This window comes from Bacteroides celer (genome assembly GCF_002632415.2).
Taxonomy (GTDB): domain Bacteria; phylum Bacteroidota; class Bacteroidia; order Bacteroidales; family Bacteroidaceae; genus Bacteroides.
Genome location: NZ_CP178209.1, coordinates 533,081 through 552,911, shown reverse-complemented (window position 1 = coordinate 552,911; position 19,831 = coordinate 533,081). Strand labels below are relative to the sequence as shown.

Below are 19,831 nucleotides of genomic sequence, written 5' to 3'. Positions count from 1 at the left end.
ACAAAAAGCCACAGAGAAACGTTTAAAATTTCCTCTGTGGCTTTTATCCTATTTCTATTTTCTCACTCAAAACTACCTAAACTGTAATATCCAACAAAACCTCCCCTTTCACATTCAACACCTTAATCCTCAATTCATCTTTCTTCTTTTCCAGAATCATCACCGTAGCGCTATCCATCTTATATCCTCCACCAATAATGACCGGGTAATTGTTTCCCAACTCACCTTTCGGATAATAGGCATACGTATGAGTATGAGCATTCAGGCTCACATTGAAAGGTGCTTTTTCCAATAATTTAGTCCATAGATCTGCACAGAGATTCTTTCCATCATTACCATAAAGCGGAATATGATGAATAAGAACACGTTTCTTCGCTTTCTTGAAGTCTTTGGCAGATAACTCCTCTTTCAGAAAATCGACTTGTTCATTACGTAACTGTGTGAAATCATTCAAATCGTAATACACCCAGTGAGAGTCTAGCTTATCCTCTCCACAATCAAGCATGACAATACGGGTATCGCCCCAATTAAAAGAACCATAGGTCTTATCCCCTACATAGTCATAATGGTCGCGCAGACCGATAGAATAAGCATTGCGAATCTCATGATTGCCACGCATAAAAAAAGTTGGAATGCGATCACTGCGTACACCTTCGGTAAGTTCACTAATAAAAGTCGTTGCCTGTTCGTGGTCAACAGGATCGTCTACACAATCACCATTGAAAACTACAAAGTCATAGTTGATATTCTGTATCCGTTTGCATAAAGCACGAAAGGTTTTTGTATGCTGATGCAAATCATTGAAAACAATAGCAGTGAAAGAATCTGTATCCGTTTCCGGAAGCGTAAATTCAGAGAAATCTGACTGGGCAGTATTTCCGAATACTTTCTTATATGCTTGATAAAGCAATATTTCTTGCGAACATACGCGATAATAATATTTCTGTCCCGGTATCAGATCGTTGATACGTATTTTATGTAGTTTATTATTGCAGACTACCTGCCCGTCAACAATTGTACGAGCGCGTTTCAGTTGAGTAGTGTCTGTTCCATATTCCACCCAACAGTATGCCGGAACGGTAGTTTCCCACATAACTGTCATACCATTACCTATGGGATTCTGTAAATAAGGTTTAGTACGGAATATTTTATCTGCCTTTTCAGCGGTACGCAGTTCTACAAGAATAGGGCGATGATCGGAGGCCATCGGTTCATCCAACACTTGAGAGAATATAAGAGCGAAGCCATTAGCATTTGACTTCAATGCAGTAATATAATCTATAGTCTCCTTGGGTTCAGGAGCCGGATAAGTAGATTGTTTAGGATTGGAGAGTATCTGGAAGTCTTTCTGTAACTCCTTTATAAAGTCGGATTCCGGTTCAGCATTCATGTCCCCAGCCAGAAAAAGAGGCTTTTTATAGGAAACAGTAAATGACTTCACTATTTCCAGGGACTTCATGCGATCTTCTTCCGTTAATGACAGATGAGTACAACAATAAATATAATCCTCAAATTCTGCCAGAATCAAGGTGCGGGCCTCTTCTCTACCAGGTAAAGGGATAGCTTGTAAACGTAGCGGAACTTGCTTTGTCAGCAGTCCGATTCCATATTTACCTCCATCAAACTTTATGGCAGGTGCAAAACAAGCATGCATCTGTGTACGTTCAGCTATCTCACCCAGCACATATTTCTGTCCGCTCCGACGGGTCATACTGTCTACCTCTTGTATAGCCACAACATCAGGAGAAGCATTATTTATCACATTGGCTACCCGTTGAAAATTACAAATATCATCCATGCCGTTCGCATTTTTAATATTATAAGTCATCAGTCTCAATGTATGCTGGGCCTGTACCGGAAAAATAAATAGGATTACGGAAATTAGTAAAAAGATCTTTTTCATGTTTTCATTTTTGGGGGTTAATGTTAAGCCCTCAAAGGTAAGAAAAAAATAAAAAGCCACAAAGATATGAATTCATACCTTTGCGGCCTCTTATTGCCAAGAATAGCTTTTCTCTAAATGGGGGGATGAGAACAAAGCTATATTATTTACAAGGTCGATTTATTATCTTATTATTTCTTTTTCCACTTTGCGGTAGTATCCCACATTTGCGGGTCTACGCTATTAAAGTGCCAAAAACCGATTTGAGAGATTCCCAGTTCATCGGCTAGTTCAAGTAGTGCTTCTGTACTTTTGGCATCACTTGCATAAAACATATGCCGATTACCATCGGTACCATCATACAGATACATGTTTACCTTTTCGTAACATAACCAAGTAGGAGAAGGCAAAATTCCATTTATACTGTCAGGCACAGATTGATAAACCTGCCTTCCTTTAATGTCACCAGTTACAGCATAATCATTTGCATAAGCAGGCAGTGCCATCACTAATTTATCATTCGGAATGTGTTTCATCCAGAAAAGCATCGCTTCTTTAGTCCATGGATAGTTGGACGTAGGTCCAATGCCCATACAATCATCTCTGTGCTTGAGCTCGGGCTTATTTATTCCCGGTGCAAAATACATATCGTAGCACATCACTCTCACTAAATCACAGGTAGCATTCAAGACTGCCGGATCGTGAAACATCTTAGTTTCGTTATCCTGATACAAAGCCGGATAAAAACTCACGCAATGGCTTAATTTCTTTCCAACAGCATGAAGTTCTTTTGAAGCAAGTTTCAGGAATTCGGTATATGCATCCTGAATATCAGGACGCAAATGTTCGAGATCAAGATCTATTCCATCATATCCATTTGCATTGCAATCGCTTATATACTTCTCAACAAGTGCCTTTCTTTTCTGTGGCGTATCAATCGTTTCTTCATTTCCACCTACAGCCTGATATACTTCAATATGATTCTGATGACACTCATCGATAAATGATTTCGGAGGATTCCCGAAAACGCTAATGGAACTAATTATCTCTTTCACTGGTTCTATATCCTTAAAAGAGCTTCCATCTATATAGACATACCAAGGAAATACTTTTTTCTCCAAAGTGGTGGAAGCGAGTGCTTCCTGCTTGCAGGAAACACTCGTCATTACCAACATTACACAGCATATAGCTGTTCCAATTATACTTAAATACCTCATTGAATGTAAAGTAAACTGTTATTCTTCATCATAGTTATACTTCTTATATTCTATATAGTCATACTTAGCTGTATACGTTTTTGCAGTAGGCTTATCTCCTTGCCAACCACCGCCGTCAGCAAAGGTCATTATTGAGAATCCAAATTTGAACTGTGCCGGAGTATACCAGGTAGTGAATGTTTTCGCCACTTCACCGTCTATAATCCATGCCGCCCAATATGCACCATCTGCATTAAGTCTGAGGTCAATAGTCAGAGTATGTTTACCCGGATCAATAGGTACACCGTAAACTCCCATAGACTCTGTATAACAACGTACCAGCATTTGACCTGGAACAGGAGGAATAGTACAAGCCGCACGATCATTTTCAGTACCTGCGAAAACAAACATAGAGAATGATCTTTCTTCAGCGTTAGTTGCAGCGATATTACCACCTGCCAACCATTTTTCACCTACCCCTACCAAAGGAACATCTATTTCCCATGTATATTTTCCAGCTCCTATCTCCGGACCATAAACGAAGTTATTCCCGTTAGATAGATTCAAGTTTCCATCTGCAATCGTTCCTCCATTATTAGTCCATCCAACAGGTACAAAACCTGCTTCCTCAAAGTCCCACTTCACTGTTGTTCCCTCTGGTTCGGGAGGAAGCTGACCTTCAACAATCGGCTTCATTGAATAATCATAAGGAACATATTCAAGATAATCAAATAAGGCATAATTTTCTTGAGTTGCCGCATGATCGCCCATACCATAAAGATTCTCGACACTAGATATAGCACGGAAATAAGCTTCTTCACCATAATCTAATTGTGCCCTCTTTAAAACTTTACCATCAACCGACCACTCCGCCAGATATTTCTTATTCTCTAACTTCAAATCCAAAACAAACGTATGCCAAGCTTCAGCCTTGATTGGTGTGAACTCAGAGAAAAAAGGATTAGCCTGACTAGTCACAAGACACAGCATATCATCTGGTCCGGCACTATGTGCTGCACGGTCTGCAGCCGTACCGGAACAAATTTCAAAATCCAACTCATGCCCATCGTCAAAATATAAGAATGCTCCAATACTAGCTCGGTCATTCATTCCGAATTTAGGGACATATATCCTCCATTCATAACGACCTGATCCGAATTGTGTTGTTGTTTGCACTTTGAAACGATCTCCATTAGTACCTTCATACTCTTTACCTGGCCGTGTATAGATTCTTAACGCTTTTCCATCTTCACATTCGTCATTGTCTACGATAGTGATCGGATTGATCCCTGCCACAAGTCCTGTTTTTTGCAATCCAGTAAAGTCACCGTAATTATAAATGGTTCCTTTATAGCCATCCTGAATAATTGTAATGGTTCGAAGTTCAGCACCTTTCGCTGCTATGGTCAAGGTTGCACTGCGTTTTGGACCGCTATTCTTATCAGCAGAAATTGTTAGCGTACCATTACCAGTTCCTTCCAAAGGAGAAACAGTAAGCCAATTACCACCTGCCTGATCCACTGCTACTTCCCAAGCTGCTTCTGACGTAATATCTACAGTCTGAACTTCAGTAGAGGAGACTCCGAATGTTAAAGCATTTGTGGAGATTCCGCATGCAACAATCTCTGTTTTCTCTTTGAAGCTATCGCCGCATGATACTAAAGAGGCATTACATAATACACCTATTGCTAAATATAAATATCTTAGTTTCATAATGATTGTTTTTATTGTTTCACTCAGTTCTTCAAATTCGGATTAATAGACGAGTCTACAAAAGGACGGGGAAGATACATCTTACTGTCATTCCACGTGCCAGATACGGAAACAGCTTCTTTCCTAAAGACTCCAGGAGCCACTTCAATCTCCGGATTCAATTTTCTGTATTCAAAATGATCTTTAATACGATTCATGCGAAACATATCCCTTGCTCTGGTGGCAATATTTCCCCAATAATATCCGGCTATTTCCCAGCCATGTTCATTATAGGCAGCTTCTGCCAGATCATCATACGACATGGTTGTCTTATAAATATCCCGGTCTGCAACAACAGATCCATTGGCACGATTACGTACCTCATTCAATAAGTTGACAGCTTCCGTGATACTACCTGTTTTTGAACGACCTACAGCTTCGGCGTACCAGCAATATACTTCTGCCAAGCGAATAATCTGATGCGTCTTTTCTCCATTCTGATTCATCGAAATTTTCGGATTCGTATAGTCGAATTCTTCTCCAGTAGTCGTTTCTACTTTCTTCATGAAACAGGGAGCAACAACCACACGTGGTGCTTCCGGATTGGGGTCTTCCCACCAATCACGCAACTTCGTCTCATTCTTCAATATAATTTTCGGAAAATAAGATGCATCTTTGCGTGAGCCTTTCGGGAAATCATACCAGAATTTAATTTCTCCGTTCGTATCTCCCCATCCACCGCCACCATAAGCATAGTCTGCCAGGAAATCGGCTAGAGGAGCATTGGTAAGTGCATCTATTCCCAAATTATAGTAAACACCAAGCAACACTTCAGGATTATTCTTATTATACTCCATCGAATATACTTGCTTGTAATCAGGTAATAGCTTGTAGTAGTAAGTACCTTTCTTCGAAGCATCGATTACTTCTTTTGCCTTTGCAGCGGCCAGTTGATAATATTCTGTTCCTTTGTTCAACGGCCATCCCGCCATTGCCATATACACATAAGCCAATGTTGCTTTTACAGCTCCTTGACTAACAGCAATGTTTACCCCATTCCTTGCATAGGGATCTTTAGTATAATTGGCAGGGACCATTGTTTCTGCCTTTTTCAGGTCAGACACAATCAGTTCGTAAATTTCAGAAACGGTTGCCAATGGCATTTTATAATTGATTTCATCTTTCACAACCATAGGTACCTCTCCCCAAGCCATTACAAAATAAAAGTAAGAATAGGCACGCCAATAATAAGCTTGTCCAATGGCTGCATCTTTCTCTTCCTGGCTCACCTCCGGAGTTCGTCCGGCATTATCTATAATGAAATTAGCAGCTTTTACTAATCTCCAACGAGCTCCCCACAATTCAGTCACCCAAGTGTTATTGTCCGAAACATTATAAGTATCTACCTCACGCAACCCCTGTTTATTAGCTGCAGGGTGTGTAGAAATATCATCACCCATCACTGATTCGAAACCTGCCCAAATATTTGCATACATATCACTCGCAACTTTGGAATACATTCCATTCAGAGCCAAGTCCAGATCACCTTTTGAATTGAAGAAATTAGTTACCGCCAACTGCCCTTTAGGATCTTCTGTCAGTAAATCCTGGCAAGACACCATCCAAAGTGCTATCAATGCTAGTCCGACAGATTTGAATATTCTATATATTGTTTTCATATCCATGTATAGTTAAAAGATTAAAAGTTAAGTTTCATACCAAAAGTGAAAGTTCTTGGAACAGGATAAGAGCCCATATCTACGCCATTAAAGCCGTAATCGGATTCACTGTACACTTCTGGGTCCATACCTGTGTATTTCGTTAATGTAAACAGGTTTTGAGCACTGACCGACAGTTGAATATCGGCTACTTTCGTTATCTTCTTAGGAATATTATACGTAAGGCTTATATTTTTCAGTTTCACAAATGATGCATCTTCAAGCCAGAAATCGGAATCAGGATAGTTTCTATTATCCGAATTTTTATGACTTGCATACACAGCATCTGCTTTATTGGCCACTTTATCCCAACTTTTGTAATAAGCATCAGATAAAGAGATGAAACGATATACACCTGTCATAGATCCCATCGCATAGCGGCTTACGTTCAGTCTATCTTGTCCTAATGCAGCATTGATAAAGAGATTGAGCGTCCAGTTTTTCCAAGTGAATGTATTATTCCATCCGAAAGTCCAATTAGGCTCGGCCTGCCCTTTAGTAACCAGATCGTCAGCACCCGGATTGGTTGTCAAACTTCCATTAGATTGATGTTTATACAAGTTGGCGCCCTGGTCATTAAAGTTTGCCCATTCATAAAGATAGAAAGAACCAATCGGATACCCTACTTTTTTAATTTGAATGGGACCACCGCCAATACTTGTATAATTCTCCCCAACGATAAAATCACTACCCGCCAGATCGATTATCTTATTCTTTAAATAAGATGCATTCAGCGATGTTTCCCAACCAAATATATCTTTGTCTGTCAAAGGAGTAGCTGTGATGGTGAATTCAACACCAGAGTTTCTAACCTCACCTTGGTTGACCCAGAAAGAGCCACCTCCGTTATACTGCGGAGCAGGTTTGCGAAGCAACAAGTCCTTAGTATCTTTCCGGAACCATTCGGCTGTAAAACTCAAGCGACCGTCTAAAACACTGGCATCCAAACCTATGTTATACTGATAGGTGCTTTCCCAAGTTACATCTGGTGTAGCGAGATTTCCAGTCCAATAACCTGTATGGATTGCATCGCTACCATAACCGTCATAATTTGTAGGGGCCAACATACCCAATGTTGTGTAAGCACCGATACTTTGATTACCAACAACACCAAAACTGGCTCTTAGTTTCAATTGCTGGACAATGTTTTGTTTGCTCATAAAGTTTTCTTTGGCAACATCCCAAGCAACAGCTGCTGACGGAAAATATCCCCATTTATTCTTCTTCTGAAACTTAGATGAACCATCGGCACGGAAAGTACCTGTCAGCATATACTTCCCTTTGTAATTGTACATAATTCGACCAAGCCCGGACACAATAGCTTCCGCGGAATAGCCATTCTCTCCATCGCGTGTCTTTGCATTTTTTGCATTCCAATAACCAACAAACTCATTGGCTAAATCACTTCCGGTCAGTTTTAGATTTCTGCCTTCGGCACCACTTGCTTCAAATACAGCTGTTGCAGTCAGATGATGATCGCCGAAACTTGTGTTATAAGTCACATTATTGGTATTCTGCCAGAATAGATTCATCCGGCTCGCATTTTCCATACCACTAATTTGTCCGGGTTTTGCTAACGACGAGGTAAAAGAATAACTCGGAACATGAGAGTAATTAGCGGCCCCCTGTACAGACAATGTCAACCCTTTCATTATTTTGAAAGTCAAATCCATATTAGTATTCAAAGCATACACATATGAGTCACCATAATTTGCGACACGTGCACCATAAGGGTTTCCATTTACTGAATTATAAGGGTCCATATTATAAACGCCCGTTACCGGATCTTTCATTTCCATCGTAGGAGAATAGTTCAGGAAGTTCATAATGTCAATACCCCCATTATGACTGTGAGTACGTGAAGCATTAATTTTGGTAGAAAGTGTCAACCACTTGGTGAGTTCATTATCCAAATTTATCCGTAACTGTGCACGTTGATACTTGGTCGTGATGGTCATGGCTGTCATATTCAGTACATTGGCTGAAATAAGATACTTATTTTTAGCCGTTCCACCCGAAATACCTAATTTATAGTCCTGACTAATACCGGTCTGCAACATCAAATTCTGCCAGTCAATGCCTTTGGAGCCATTCTTATAGGCTTCCATCTCATCATCTGCAAATGAGATACCATTATACTCCTTTAATGCAGTCGCATATTCATAAGCATTCAGTAAGTCATATTTTTTAAGAATGTTCGATACGCCTATAGCCACATCTGCATAAATCTGCACTTTACCTTCCACCCCTTTTTTAGTAGTTACCAACACCACACCATTAGCGCCGCGTGAGCCATAAATAGCTGTTGCCGAAGCATCTTTCAGAACTTCAATAGATTGAATGTCGGCTGGATTTACATCCAGTCCACCAGACATAATACCATCAATGACATACAGGGGGTCATTGCTGGTATTAAGAGAAGTGGTACCACGAACACGAACTTTAACTGTACCACCAGGTAAACCATTTACGCTCGTCACTGCCACACCTGCAGTACGTCCTTGCAGAATATCTTCCACCCGCTTTACCGGCTGATCCTTAAATTGTTTGGAAGAAACAGAAGCCACAGCACCGGTTATATCTGATTTTTTCACTACACCATATCCGATGACCACTACCTCACTCAATTGGTTCTGATCCTCCTGCATTGTAATCTTCAAACTGGTATTCGTTCCCAGTTTAACCTCTTTAGTCATGTATCCGATATAAGAAAACAATAGTGTAGACCCAACAGGAGCACTAATCGAGAATTTTCCGGAAAGACCCGTTACGGTGCCTGTTTGTGCGTCTTTAAGGGTTACGTTGACACCGATGACAGGTTCATTGCTGTCGGCATCCGTAACCGTACCCGAATACTGCTTTGCAACCTGTGCATAAGTAGATGTAACTGCTGCAAAAAGAAATAGTAGCAAGCAGCCAAGCGTTTTTCTTAGATTATCCATATACTTTTCATTTAGTTAGAATATAATGATATTAGATTTTTAGGAATTTTAGATACAAGTCAAGGCATTTAAAATGTTCCCAACATTACTCCGCCTCTTCATTCTACAGTTTTAGGATGTATCCATAGTAAATAGTCTTTTTTTTAAGGTTTAATACGTTTCGTATTTAGTGTTAACTGTGCAAATATAGGCGCAAAGCATGGAAATAGAGATCAAATAACATCCATAATTAGTCCGCTACTGTTCAAAAGGATCATTCTGAATATCCTTTCTAGCTATCTAATGAGCTTTGTGGACAAAAGAAGATGAAATCTATTGTACAGTTTCATAACTTCTTTTATATTTGCTCTATCAAAAGAACATAACTATGTCAAAAGCACACGTACTAAAGAGGTATTCTTTTCTAATCTGGATATTATTCTTTGTTCTTTCTACCAAGGCTGAACAACAAGACTACTACTTCAGACAAATTTCTTTGGAACAGGGATTGTCACAATCAAGAGTGCAGTGCATTTACAGAGATCATCAAGGAGTCATATGGATAGGTACCAAATGGGGATTAAATAGTTATGACCAATCTGAACTGAAAAGTTATTTTCATGACCGGGAGCAGCCCAACTCATTGCCCGACAATTTCATTCGTTTTATTACAGAGGATCGTTTAGGCGATTTATACGTTTCTACCAATAAAGGAATTGCCATCTACAATAAAGCAGAAAATCAGTTTCAGCCATTGAAATATAACGGGAAGCCATTTAACGCTTGGTCTTATCTTCAAATAGGTGACAATTTCCTGTTTGGAGGAGAAGAAACTTTATACCAATACAATCTGACGGATAAAAGTATTACGACGATCTTCCCCGACATCGATGGAGACAAGTTAAAATGTATCAATCGCATCTTTCAGTGGAGTCCCGATATGCTGATAACCAGCAGTAAAAAAGACGGGCTTTGGATGTACGACTTGACAAAAAAGAAAATGTATCGATGTCCATTTGTAAAAGAGCGCGAGATAAACACCATATTTGTTGACTCTCAAAACCGGCTTTGGGTATCATTCTATGGCAAAGGAATAGCCTGTTACTCGAAAGAGGGGAAAAGGCTTTTCAGTTTATCCACCAAAAACTCCGGGCTCAACAACGATATCATTTTTGATTTTCTTGAAAAAGGCAACCAACTTTGGATAGCTACTGACGGAGGAGGTATCAACATACTTGACTTCCAGACTATGAAGTTTTCTTATCTTAAACATATTTCCGATGATGAACAATCCTTGCCGAATAACTCTATCTACCGGCTGTATAAAGATCAGATGGACAATATATGGATAGGCAGTATACACGGAGGATTATTCGCCATTAAGAAAGTGTTCATCAAAACCTATAAAGATGTTCCACTGAACAATCCCAATGGAGTTAGCGAACGTACCGTGGTTAGCATCTTTGAAGATAAGGATACATTGCTTTGGATTGGAACAGACGGAGGAGGTATCAACTCATTTGACCAAAAAACGAATACATTTCATCATCACCCTACTACATACGGGGAGAAAGTTACCTCTATCACAGATTTTTCTGAAAATGAGCTCTTATTATCATGTTTTAATAAAGGGGTCTTTACCTTTAATAAGAGAACCGCACAGATGCAACCTTTTCCCATTATCAATGACTCTATTTCGAAAAGAGAATTTTCATCCGGTGATTTGGTAAATCTATATGCTACAAAAGATAATATTTACATATTAGGAGCAAAAGTCTATATCTACAACAAGCATACCCGGCAAACATCTATTCTCTACGCACCCCAAATAGACATTCAACGCCAAATAGCTATGCAGGCAATTTATTCCAACGATACGCATCTGTATCTAATGGGAACCAATAACCTGTTTAAACTAAACTTCAAAACCAACGAACTGTCTTCATTAGTCAATATGAAAGAGGGAGATGATTTCACATCGGCCTGCCGGGATGATAAAGGTAACTTTTGGATAGGAAGTAATTTCGGACTGCTCTTCTATAATAAACAGACTGGAAAAACAGAAAAAATACATACCAACTTGTTCAACAGTGTATCCAGCCTTGCCTATGATAAAAAAGGAAAAGTCTGGATAGGAGCGCAGAACATGTTCTTTGCGTATATTATCAACGAAAAACGTTTTGTTATCCTGGACGAATCCGATGGAGTTCCTTCCAACGAATTGATATTTACCCCTATTCCTGCTCTTCGTACTCCCAATCTGTATATGGGAGGTACTATGGGACTGGTACGCATTAATACGGATATTATTTTCGAAAGCAATTCGTCTCCTATTCTCAAGCTACTTGAAGTAAAACTGAATGGTAAATCAACTCTGAAACAGGTTAATAATAACTGTATTTCGATTCCCTGGAATCATTCATCGTTCAACATTAAAGTGATTGCTGACGAAAAGAACTCCTTCCGAAAACACCTTTTCCGATATGTCATCACAGGAAAAGACAAAATGGTGATCGAGAGTTATCTCCAGACACTCGAATTGGGTACATTAGCATCAGGAGAATATACCATCAGCGTATCCTGCGACAGCTCCAACGGTGAATGGAGCCAGCCGACAGAGATCTTAACTATTATAGTCTCACCTCCTTGGTGGAAATCTACCTGGTTTATTATACTATGCATTTTCTTTGCATTTCTAGTGGCAGGAGTGGTCTTCTTTAGTTTGATAAGAAAAAAAGAAAATCGGCTGAAGCGTGAGATGCGGGAACACGAGAAAAAGATATATGAAGAGAAAATACGCTTCTTAATCAATATCAGCCATGAGCTACGTACCCCTTTGACACTCATCTATGCTTCCCTGAAACGAATTCTCAATAAAGAGGTGAAGCAAGACGAGCTGCCGGAATATCTACAGGGTGCATTCAAACAGGCGAATCAGATGAAAGATATTATTAACATTGTGCTTGATGCACGCAAAATGGAGGTAGGACAAGAAGTGCTACACATCTCTTCGCATCCTTTGCACAAGTGGATACAGGAAGTGGCAGAAACATTTCAAACTGCATCGAAGGCCAAAGAAATTGAAATTACATACGACTTTGACGACAGTATACAATCTATCGCGTATGATGACACAAAATGCAAAGTTGTTCTTTCCAATCTGATTATGAATGCTTTGAAATATAGTCCTAATCAGACTCGTATTGTTATAAAAACCATCCGTACAAATGAAAGTATACAAGTACACGTACAAGACCAGGGAATCGGATTGGATAATGTAGATATAAAGAAGCTCTTTACCCGTTTCTACCAAGGCAAACATAATGAGGGAGGAAGTGGTATCGGTTTATCTTATGCTAAAATGTTGATTGACTTACATGGAGGCAGGATGGGTGCTTTCAATAATAAAGACAGAGGGGCCACATTCTTTTATGAAATACCGGCTAATCTACAAGAACAAGAAGTATCATGTCCTCAACATTCCTACCTCAACGAACTTTTAAGTTCTCCGGAGGAAGAAGAGAAAATAGAATCCGGGGCTTTCTCTCTACAAGGGTATTCACTGTTGATTGTAGAAGATAAACAGGACTTAAGAGAATTCTTAAAAAGTGCCCTTAAGGATAAGTTCAAGAAGATCTATCAGGCAGAAAATGGATTGGTAGCGTTGGAAGTTATTAAGCAACAGCAACCGGACATTATAGTAAGTGATGTAATGATGCCACAAATGAATGGCTATCAGCTATGCAAGGAAATTAAAGAGAATCTGAATATTAGCCATATCCCTGTCATCCTGCTTACCGCCAGAGCCGATTCTGAAAGCCAGATGTTAGGATACAAATTAGGAGCTGATGCCTATTTACCCAAACCATTTGAAATGGAAATGCTCCTTAGCGTGATCCAAAACCAGATGAGAAATCGTGAATATATTAAATCCAGATACAGGGGCAATCAATTCATTCTGTCTCCGCAAGAGGCTACTTTCAGCAATGCGGATGAACAATTTATGATTAAATTGAATGAAATGATCGATCAGAATCTGTCTCAACCAGATTTGGATGTGAAATTCCTGACTACTCAAATGGCAATGAGCCGGACATCCTTATATAATAAGATCAAGGAACTGACCGGCATGGGAGCAAACGATTATATCAATCGTAGAAGAATCGACAAAGCAATCATTCTTTTAACTCAGTCTGACATGAGCATTACTGAAATATCAGAGCAGGTAGGTTTCACTTATCAACGATATTTCAGTACGTTATTTAAAGAAATGAAAGGAATGACTCCTTCTCAATTCAGAGCACAACACGGTTGCACCCAACAACAATCAGAATAGATTCAGCACTTTAGTTTATCATTTATATAGAAATTATACTTCCCGGAACAGAGCGATTAAGATTTCCAGTGCAGATTTGAACGTTTCATGATTTGAAATGACTAAAATCTGATGAGTAGAATAAAGCATTCGACTACTTTTGCAGCAAGCAATTGATAGAAAACGAATACACTTAAATTCAATTATTATGAGAAACTACTATTTAACTCTGTTGCTAATATGCATTTACGGCATTTGCTTTGCACAGCAACAGACCAATGACATCAGTACTAAAAATCCGCCAAACAAAGAATGGAACTTCAACAATCTGGATGGATGGAAATACGGACATCAGGATAACAACCCGGATAATCAATGCATATTAGAGAATGGTTACTTACGGATCTTTACACGGGCTAACTCGGTGGATCGGAAAAAGGTTCACACTGTAGAACGGATTTATACAACAGGAAGATATACCTGGCGTACTCATATCCCGCAAATGGGAATAGGAGATCAATGTAGCGTGGGTTCGTGGATATACCATGACGACCAACATGAATTGGATTTTGAAGTCGGATATGGTAAAGATACAGTTCGCAAGGAGTTAAATGCAGCTCCGGACGAAATGATTGCTTATATGACATCGCAGGCATATCCTTTTTCTTCCGTTCCTGTAGTAATCAAGACCGGATGGCATCTGTTCGAGATTGATCTGACATTAAAAAACGGGAACTATTACATCACCTGGTTAATAGACAACGAGCCCAAACATGAACTCCAACTGGAATTTGGGAAAGACATTGCATTCCATATTTTTTGCAGTGTAGAGAATCTTAAATTTATTGGAGAACAACCGGCACAGCAGGAAAATTCCGGATTGTTTGATTTCGTCAGATATACATATCATGACTAAATATCAAATAGCCCTCGCTACAAATCTGTAACGAGGGTATTTTTTAGAGGAGTCATTCCTCCTCTTGCTAATGTTATGTTTATGTGCTTTTTATATCTGAATATGTCAATCAGATAATCCCCCTCACTCGGTCATCGAATGCAGAAAGTGCAGCTTTCGCTCCTTCGCCCATAGAGATAATGATTTGCTTATAAGGAACCGTAGAAACATCTCCGGCTGCATAGATACCCGTCACATTCGTACGGCAATGTGCATCAATCATGATTTCGCCCGGTCGGTTGGTTTCCACTATGTCGCGGAATACACTGCTATTCGCAGAAAGCCCGATCTGTACAAATACACCATCCAACTCAACCAAACGTTCTTCTTCCGTTTTACGATCTTTGATGCGCAGGGCAGTCAGTTTATCACCATTTCCTATCACTTCCGTGGTCTGTGAACTTACAAACACTTCCACGTTCGGCAATGATTTAAGTCGATCTTGAAGTACACTGTCCGCTTTCAGCTCATCCATAAATTCAAAAACAGTCACTTTGGAGCAGATACCAGCCAAGTCAATGGCTGCCTCAATGCCGGAATTTCCTCCACCTACTACTGCTACATGCTTTCCCTTATAAAACGGCCCATCACAATGAGGGCAGAAAGCAATACCACGACCTATATATTCGGCTTCTCCCGGAACATTCAGTTTACGCCAGCTTGCACCAGTTGCAATAATCAGTGCCGGAGCCAGGAATTTCTCCCCAACAGAGGTAGTGATCTGCTTTTGTTTTCCAACCACTTCTACTTTCTCTATTTTACGATGTTCCAATAAATCTACCGGATAACGCAGTAAATGAGTTTTCAAATTATTAGCAAGTTCATTTCCCGTGGTTTCTGGGACAGAAATCAGATTCTCAATGCCGACAGTTTCCTTTACTTGCCCTCCGATGCGTTCGGCTACAATAGCCACACGCAGCCCCTTACGAGCTGAATAAATAGCGGACGATACTCCGGCAGGACCTCCACCAGCTACAATCACATCATACTCTTTCACCTCATTCATCGCTTTGGTATCGTCAATACCATATTGTTCCTCCAGCTTGGCGAGCAGCTCACTGAATTCGCCACGACCTACATGAAGCAGCTTTCCATCGGCAAATACAGAAGGTACTCCCTGTATCTTCAATGCATCTACTTCATCCTGATAAAGTGCGCCGTCTACCATTTCGTGAGTAATGGCAGGATTCAGCGTTGTCATTGCATTGAGAGCCTGTACCACGTCAGGACAATTCGTGCAAGTCAGTGAGACGTAAGTAACTAAGTGTATAGGACCTTTCAGTGCTTTCACACGGTTACAAACAGCCTCATCGGGAAAGTTCTTCCCTTTACCATCCAGATTGAGGATAGCAAGCAGCAAAGAAGTAAATTCGTGTCCGTTCGGAATACCGCGGAAAGTAATTCCTGTGGCGTTACCATTCTTTAATAAAGTAAATTTCAGCCCGTTTCCTTCATTCACCGAATAAGTGATATGATCGGAACAGTCTGCCACATCTCCCAAAAGTTCCAGCAGTTCAGCACGATTCTCATGACTGGACGATACGGATATATCAAAAGCGAAATTTGCCTCCAGTCCGGCAAAGATACCCTTCAGTTGTTCTTTTAATGCAGATTCTAACATACTTTTTCTCCTTTATTGTTTCTTCTCTCGCTTATTCTTTTCTCTCTCTTTTTTCTCTTCATTACTTGTACTCTCTCTCCACTGCTTAAAAAAGGCCGGCAGCGTTTCCCGTTACCGGCCTTTCGTCATCACCATTATCAAGATCTATCAAATCTTACCTACCAGGTCAATGCTTGGTTTCAGGGTAGACTCACCCTTCTTCCATTTAGCCGGGCAAACTTCTCCGTCATGGCTGGCTACAAACTGTGCAGCTTCCACTTTACGAAGCAATTCACTTGCATCACGGCCAATATTGTTATCATTCAGTTCCACCACTTTAATCTTTCCTTCCGGATTGACAACAAATGTACCGCGATAAGCCATACCTTCTTCTTCGATATATACACCCAGTGCACGGCTCAAAGCGCCAGTCGGGTCTGCCAACATCGGGTATTGAATCTTGCGAATGCTTTCAGAAGCATCATGCCAAGCTTTGTGCACGAAATGAGAGTCAGTACTTACCGAATAGATCTCTACACCCATCGCCTTGAACTGATCGTACTTTTCAGCCATATCCACCAATTCAGTAGGACATACGAAAGTAAAGTCAGCAGGATAGAAGAAAAGAATCGCCCATTTACCTTTCAGGTCATTGTTGGTTACAGTCTTGAAAGCTCCGTTGTGAAAAGCCTGAACGCTGAATTCAGGAAGTTGAGAATTTAAAATTGGTTCCATAATCTTTATTGCTTTTATTGTTATTAATTGATTTGACTTATAACATCAGAAACAATGTTTTGTTTTTTGTTTCTGATGCAAAGATAAAGGCAGAACCCCCGCCTTTGCAAAAAAAGCCCAATCGAATATTTCTATGCGGTGATAGATGAAATTAATAAAAGCATTTTATACCTTTGCATGCATAAACAAAAAAACTGGAAAATATATACGATTATGGAACATCCTCTTGACCAATTCTTATATTGCCCTAAATGTGGTTCCTCTCATTTTGAGATTAACAACGAGAAATCTAAAAAATGTGCAGATTGCGGCTTTGTCTATTATTTCAATCCTTCTGCCGCCACAGTAGCACTCATCTTGAATGAGAAAAATGAACTGCTTGTCTGCCGGCGTGCTAAAGAGCCGGCAAAGGGAACTCTCGACCTTCCCGGAGGATTTATCGATATGAACGAGACAGGTGAAGAAGGCGTAGCCCGTGAAGTGCTGGAAGAAACCGGATTGAAGGTAAAAAAAGCTATTTACCAGTTTTCACTTCCCAATATTTATGTCTATTCAGGTTTTCCTGTACACACACTTGATATGTTTTTTCTCTGCACCGTAGAAGACATGAGCCATTTCTCCGCCATGGATGATGTAGCAGATTCTTTCTTCCTACCTCTCTCCGAGATTCATCCGGAAGATTTTGGGTTGGATTCTATCCGTCGCGGACTTAGCTTGTTTCTAGCTCAATGCCGCTAAGATAATCTCATCAGCCTGATAGATTGAGAGTATTTCATCTATAGTTATGTCCCATTTTTAAGATATTCCTCCAAAACATCAGATAAAAAAATAATGATCTGGAGAATAAAATGCATAAAAACATGCAACTGTATGCAAAATCACAGGCTAATACCGTATAAATTCAAGTCGAATATGCATCTTTTTCTATCAAGAAAAGATTCGTTGGTTTAAAACCAAGGAGTTCTTCCCCACCGAGGAACGCTTCCTTTCTCACCGACGAAGCAGCTTTTGCTCGGTGAGGAAGACAAATAAGGGAAAATTAAGACCGTTTTTCTTCTATTTCATCACAAATATCGAAAAGGCAACAAACAACAAAATGCCAGTTTCTAACCACATTTCAGTTTACACAACAAGTGAAAAAGAAGAAAAGCATTACAATTTAATCGACAAACATCTCCTATAACAAAAAGAAAGAATTTCGCACCTACAAATCTCTGCGTTTTTTTATATTTCTCAATCCCTCCCAGTAATTACGCCTTTTATTCTCGTTTAAATATTCCTTTTCTTAAGATGGGCCATTTTTCAGTAGCCAATTGATGTATTTGTAAAATAGAAGTTCATCTCAACCAAACAGATCAAAGTAATTTATCACATAATCTTAAACAATCATATTATATTACTATAAATGAACAAAATACAACATATTGTGTTATCTTTGTAACCACCATTAATTTAATGGCCATTAAATTAACTGCCATTAAGATAGCAATAATATGAAGTTCTACGACCGAAAGAAAGAAATGGCGATACTGTATGCAGCTAAAAAGCAATCACAAACGAGCGCTTGCTTTACTGTAATGACCGGACGCCGACGAATCGGAAAAACAGCTCTACTCTTAGAGTCTGTCAAAGACACCCGATTCGTATATATATTTGTAGCAAGAAAGAGTGAAGTCCTGCTTTGCGCACAATATCAACCTGTCATTCAGGAAACGCTTGGCATTCGTATCTATGGAGAAATCAGAGAGTTCGCACAGCTCTTTGAACTGCTGATGCAACATTCCCAAAAGGAAAATTTCACATTAATCATTGACGAATTTCAAGAATTTCTCTATATCAATCCGTCTATCGTCAGTGACATACAACGTATTTGGGACCAATATCACGCGACTTCCAAAATCAATTTCATTGTATGCGGTTCCGTTTATTCAATGATGAAAAGAATATTCGAAGACCGCAAGGAGCCACTATACGGACGCCTTACCGCCCGAATTGCTCTGCATCCATTCACCACCACCGTTATCAAAGAGATTCTAGCAGACCATGCCCCCAAATTCACATCGGAAGATTTGCTTTGCTTGTATTTGCTGACAGGTGGAGTAGCCAAATACATCACCCTATTGATGGAAGCGAAAGCATTTAATAAAACAGCCATGATAGATTATGCGCTTTCCGAAGGCTCACCATTTCTGACAGAAGGCAAAGACATGTTGATTTCCGAGTTCGGGAAAGACTATGCCAATTATTTTTCTATCCTATCTCTCATTGCAGAAGGAAAAACAACACAACGAGAGATTGATTCCATCATCAATAAAAACACCGGTTCCTATTTAGCCAACCTTGAGGATGAATATTCATTAATCAAAAAAGTGAAACCGATGTTCGCTAAACCTAATAGTCGTGCTACCCGTTATTGCCTGCAAGACAATTTTCTACGATTCTGGTTTCGCTTTATTTTCCCAAACAACGCAGTACTGGAAATGGGGAAAAACCATTTACTGATAGAATATGTAGAAAAGAACTATGAACAATACAGCGGCCTATTGTTAGAAAAATATTTCCGTGAACTTATCGCTGAAGAAGAGGAAGTTACCGACGTAGGTAACTATTGGGACAAAAACGGAGAAAATGAAATAGACCTGATCGCCCTCAAGCGGTTTAACAAAACAGCACTTATCGGAGAAGTAAAAAGAAATCCGAGAAAAATAAGTATCCCGGCATTGGAAAAGAAAGGAGAAACTTTACATAAAGAATTAAATGATTATAAAATAACTTTCAAAGGATTCTCATTGAAAGATATGTAGTACTTTTGCATAA

Annotated in this window: 11 protein-coding genes; 4 read left to right on the top strand and 7 right to left on the bottom strand. The window is 39.7% G+C overall.

What is annotated here, in order from left to right; translation table 11 throughout:
- Positions 1-76: 76 nt before the first annotated feature.
- From CJF29_RS01735 to CJF29_RS01715, 5 genes are all read right to left on the bottom strand, one after another.
- Complete coding sequence (locus CJF29_RS01735) at positions 77-1,903, bottom strand: metallophosphoesterase (protein ID WP_099145717.1); 1,827 nt, start codon at positions 1,901-1,903, stop codon at positions 77-79.
- A gap of 170 nt (positions 1,904-2,073) precedes the next feature.
- Complete coding sequence (locus CJF29_RS01730) at positions 2,074-3,057, bottom strand: glycosyl hydrolase family 18 protein (protein ID WP_099145716.1); 984 nt, start codon at positions 3,055-3,057, stop codon at positions 2,074-2,076.
- Positions 3,058-3,117: 60 nt separating this feature from the next.
- Complete coding sequence (locus CJF29_RS01725; RefSeq protein WP_074558683.1) at positions 3,118-4,791, bottom strand: BACON domain-containing protein; 1,674 nt, start codon at positions 4,789-4,791, stop codon at positions 3,118-3,120.
- A gap of 23 nt (positions 4,792-4,814) precedes the next feature.
- Entirely contained in the window at positions 4,815-6,449 is a 1,635-nt protein-coding gene (locus CJF29_RS01720) for a RagB/SusD family nutrient uptake outer membrane protein (protein ID WP_074558714.1), read from the bottom strand.
- Between the two features lie 20 nt (positions 6,450-6,469).
- Positions 6,470-9,430 carry a SusC/RagA family TonB-linked outer membrane protein gene (locus tag CJF29_RS01715; protein ID WP_099145715.1) on the bottom strand — a complete coding sequence of 987 codons (2,961 nt, stop codon included), beginning with the start codon at positions 9,428-9,430 and terminating at the stop codon, positions 6,470-6,472.
- A gap of 367 nt (positions 9,431-9,797) precedes the next feature.
- On the opposite strand from CJF29_RS01715, the gene CJF29_RS01710 reads away from it, so the two are divergent.
- A complete protein-coding gene (locus tag CJF29_RS01710; RefSeq protein WP_099145714.1) occupies positions 9,798-13,745 on the top strand; it encodes a two-component regulator propeller domain-containing protein in 3,948 nt (1,315 codons plus the stop codon).
- Positions 13,746-13,932: 187 nt separating this feature from the next.
- Positions 13,933-14,640 carry a hypothetical protein gene (locus tag CJF29_RS01705; protein ID WP_099145713.1) on the top strand — a complete coding sequence of 236 codons (708 nt, stop codon included), beginning with the start codon at positions 13,933-13,935 and terminating at the stop codon, positions 14,638-14,640.
- A 109-nt stretch (positions 14,641-14,749) separates the two neighbouring features.
- Here the strand turns inward: CJF29_RS01705 and ahpF are convergent, their stop codons facing one another.
- Positions 14,750-16,300, bottom strand: a complete 1,551-nt coding sequence (gene ahpF / locus CJF29_RS01700) for an alkyl hydroperoxide reductase subunit F (protein WP_004323864.1) — start codon at positions 16,298-16,300, stop codon at positions 14,750-14,752.
- Between the two features lie 147 nt (positions 16,301-16,447).
- Positions 16,448-17,014, bottom strand: coding sequence for an alkyl hydroperoxide reductase subunit C (gene ahpC, locus CJF29_RS01695; RefSeq protein ID WP_004307892.1), 567 nt, complete (start codon positions 17,012-17,014; stop codon positions 16,448-16,450).
- Between the two features lie 213 nt (positions 17,015-17,227).
- On the opposite strand from ahpC, the gene CJF29_RS01690 reads away from it, so the two are divergent.
- Both CJF29_RS01690 and CJF29_RS01685 read left to right on the top strand, forming a co-directional pair.
- The gene (locus CJF29_RS01690) at positions 17,228-17,752 is read left to right on the top strand and encodes an NUDIX hydrolase (protein WP_008770568.1); all 525 of its coding nucleotides are present in this window, start codon (positions 17,228-17,230) and stop codon (positions 17,750-17,752) included.
- 755 nt (positions 17,753-18,507) lie between these two features.
- Positions 18,508-19,818, top strand: coding sequence for an ATP-binding protein (locus CJF29_RS01685; protein ID WP_099145711.1), 1,311 nt, complete (start codon positions 18,508-18,510; stop codon positions 19,816-19,818).
- Positions 19,819-19,831 lie beyond the last annotated feature (13 nt).

Bases quoted from the DNA above. Each gene is read 5' to 3' on its own strand.
- CJF29_RS01735 (WP_099145717.1), bottom strand. From the start codon at position 1,903: ATGAAAAAGATCTTTTTACTAATTTCCGTAATCCTATTTATTTTTCCG.
- CJF29_RS01730 (WP_099145716.1), bottom strand. From the start codon at position 3,057: ATGTTGGTAATGACGAGTGTTTCCTGCAAGCAGGAAGCACTCGCTTCC.
- CJF29_RS01725 (WP_074558683.1), bottom strand. From the start codon at position 4,791: ATGAAACTAAGATATTTATATTTAGCAATAGGTGTATTATGTAATGCC.
- CJF29_RS01720 (WP_074558714.1), bottom strand. From the start codon at position 6,449: ATGAAAACAATATATAGAATATTCAAATCTGTCGGACTAGCATTGATA.
- CJF29_RS01715 (WP_099145715.1), bottom strand. From the start codon at position 9,430: ATGGATAATCTAAGAAAAACGCTTGGCTGCTTGCTACTATTTCTTTTT.
- CJF29_RS01710 (WP_099145714.1), top strand. From the start codon at position 9,798: ATGTCAAAAGCACACGTACTAAAGAGGTATTCTTTTCTAATCTGGATA.
- CJF29_RS01705 (WP_099145713.1), top strand. From the start codon at position 13,933: ATGAGAAACTACTATTTAACTCTGTTGCTAATATGCATTTACGGCATT.
- ahpF (WP_004323864.1), bottom strand. From the start codon at position 16,300: ATGTTAGAATCTGCATTAAAAGAACAACTGAAGGGTATCTTTGCCGGA.
- ahpC (WP_004307892.1), bottom strand. From the start codon at position 17,014: ATGGAACCAATTTTAAATTCTCAACTTCCTGAATTCAGCGTTCAGGCT.
- CJF29_RS01690 (WP_008770568.1), top strand. From the start codon at position 17,228: ATGGAACATCCTCTTGACCAATTCTTATATTGCCCTAAATGTGGTTCC.
- CJF29_RS01685 (WP_099145711.1), top strand. From the start codon at position 18,508: ATGAAGTTCTACGACCGAAAGAAAGAAATGGCGATACTGTATGCAGCT.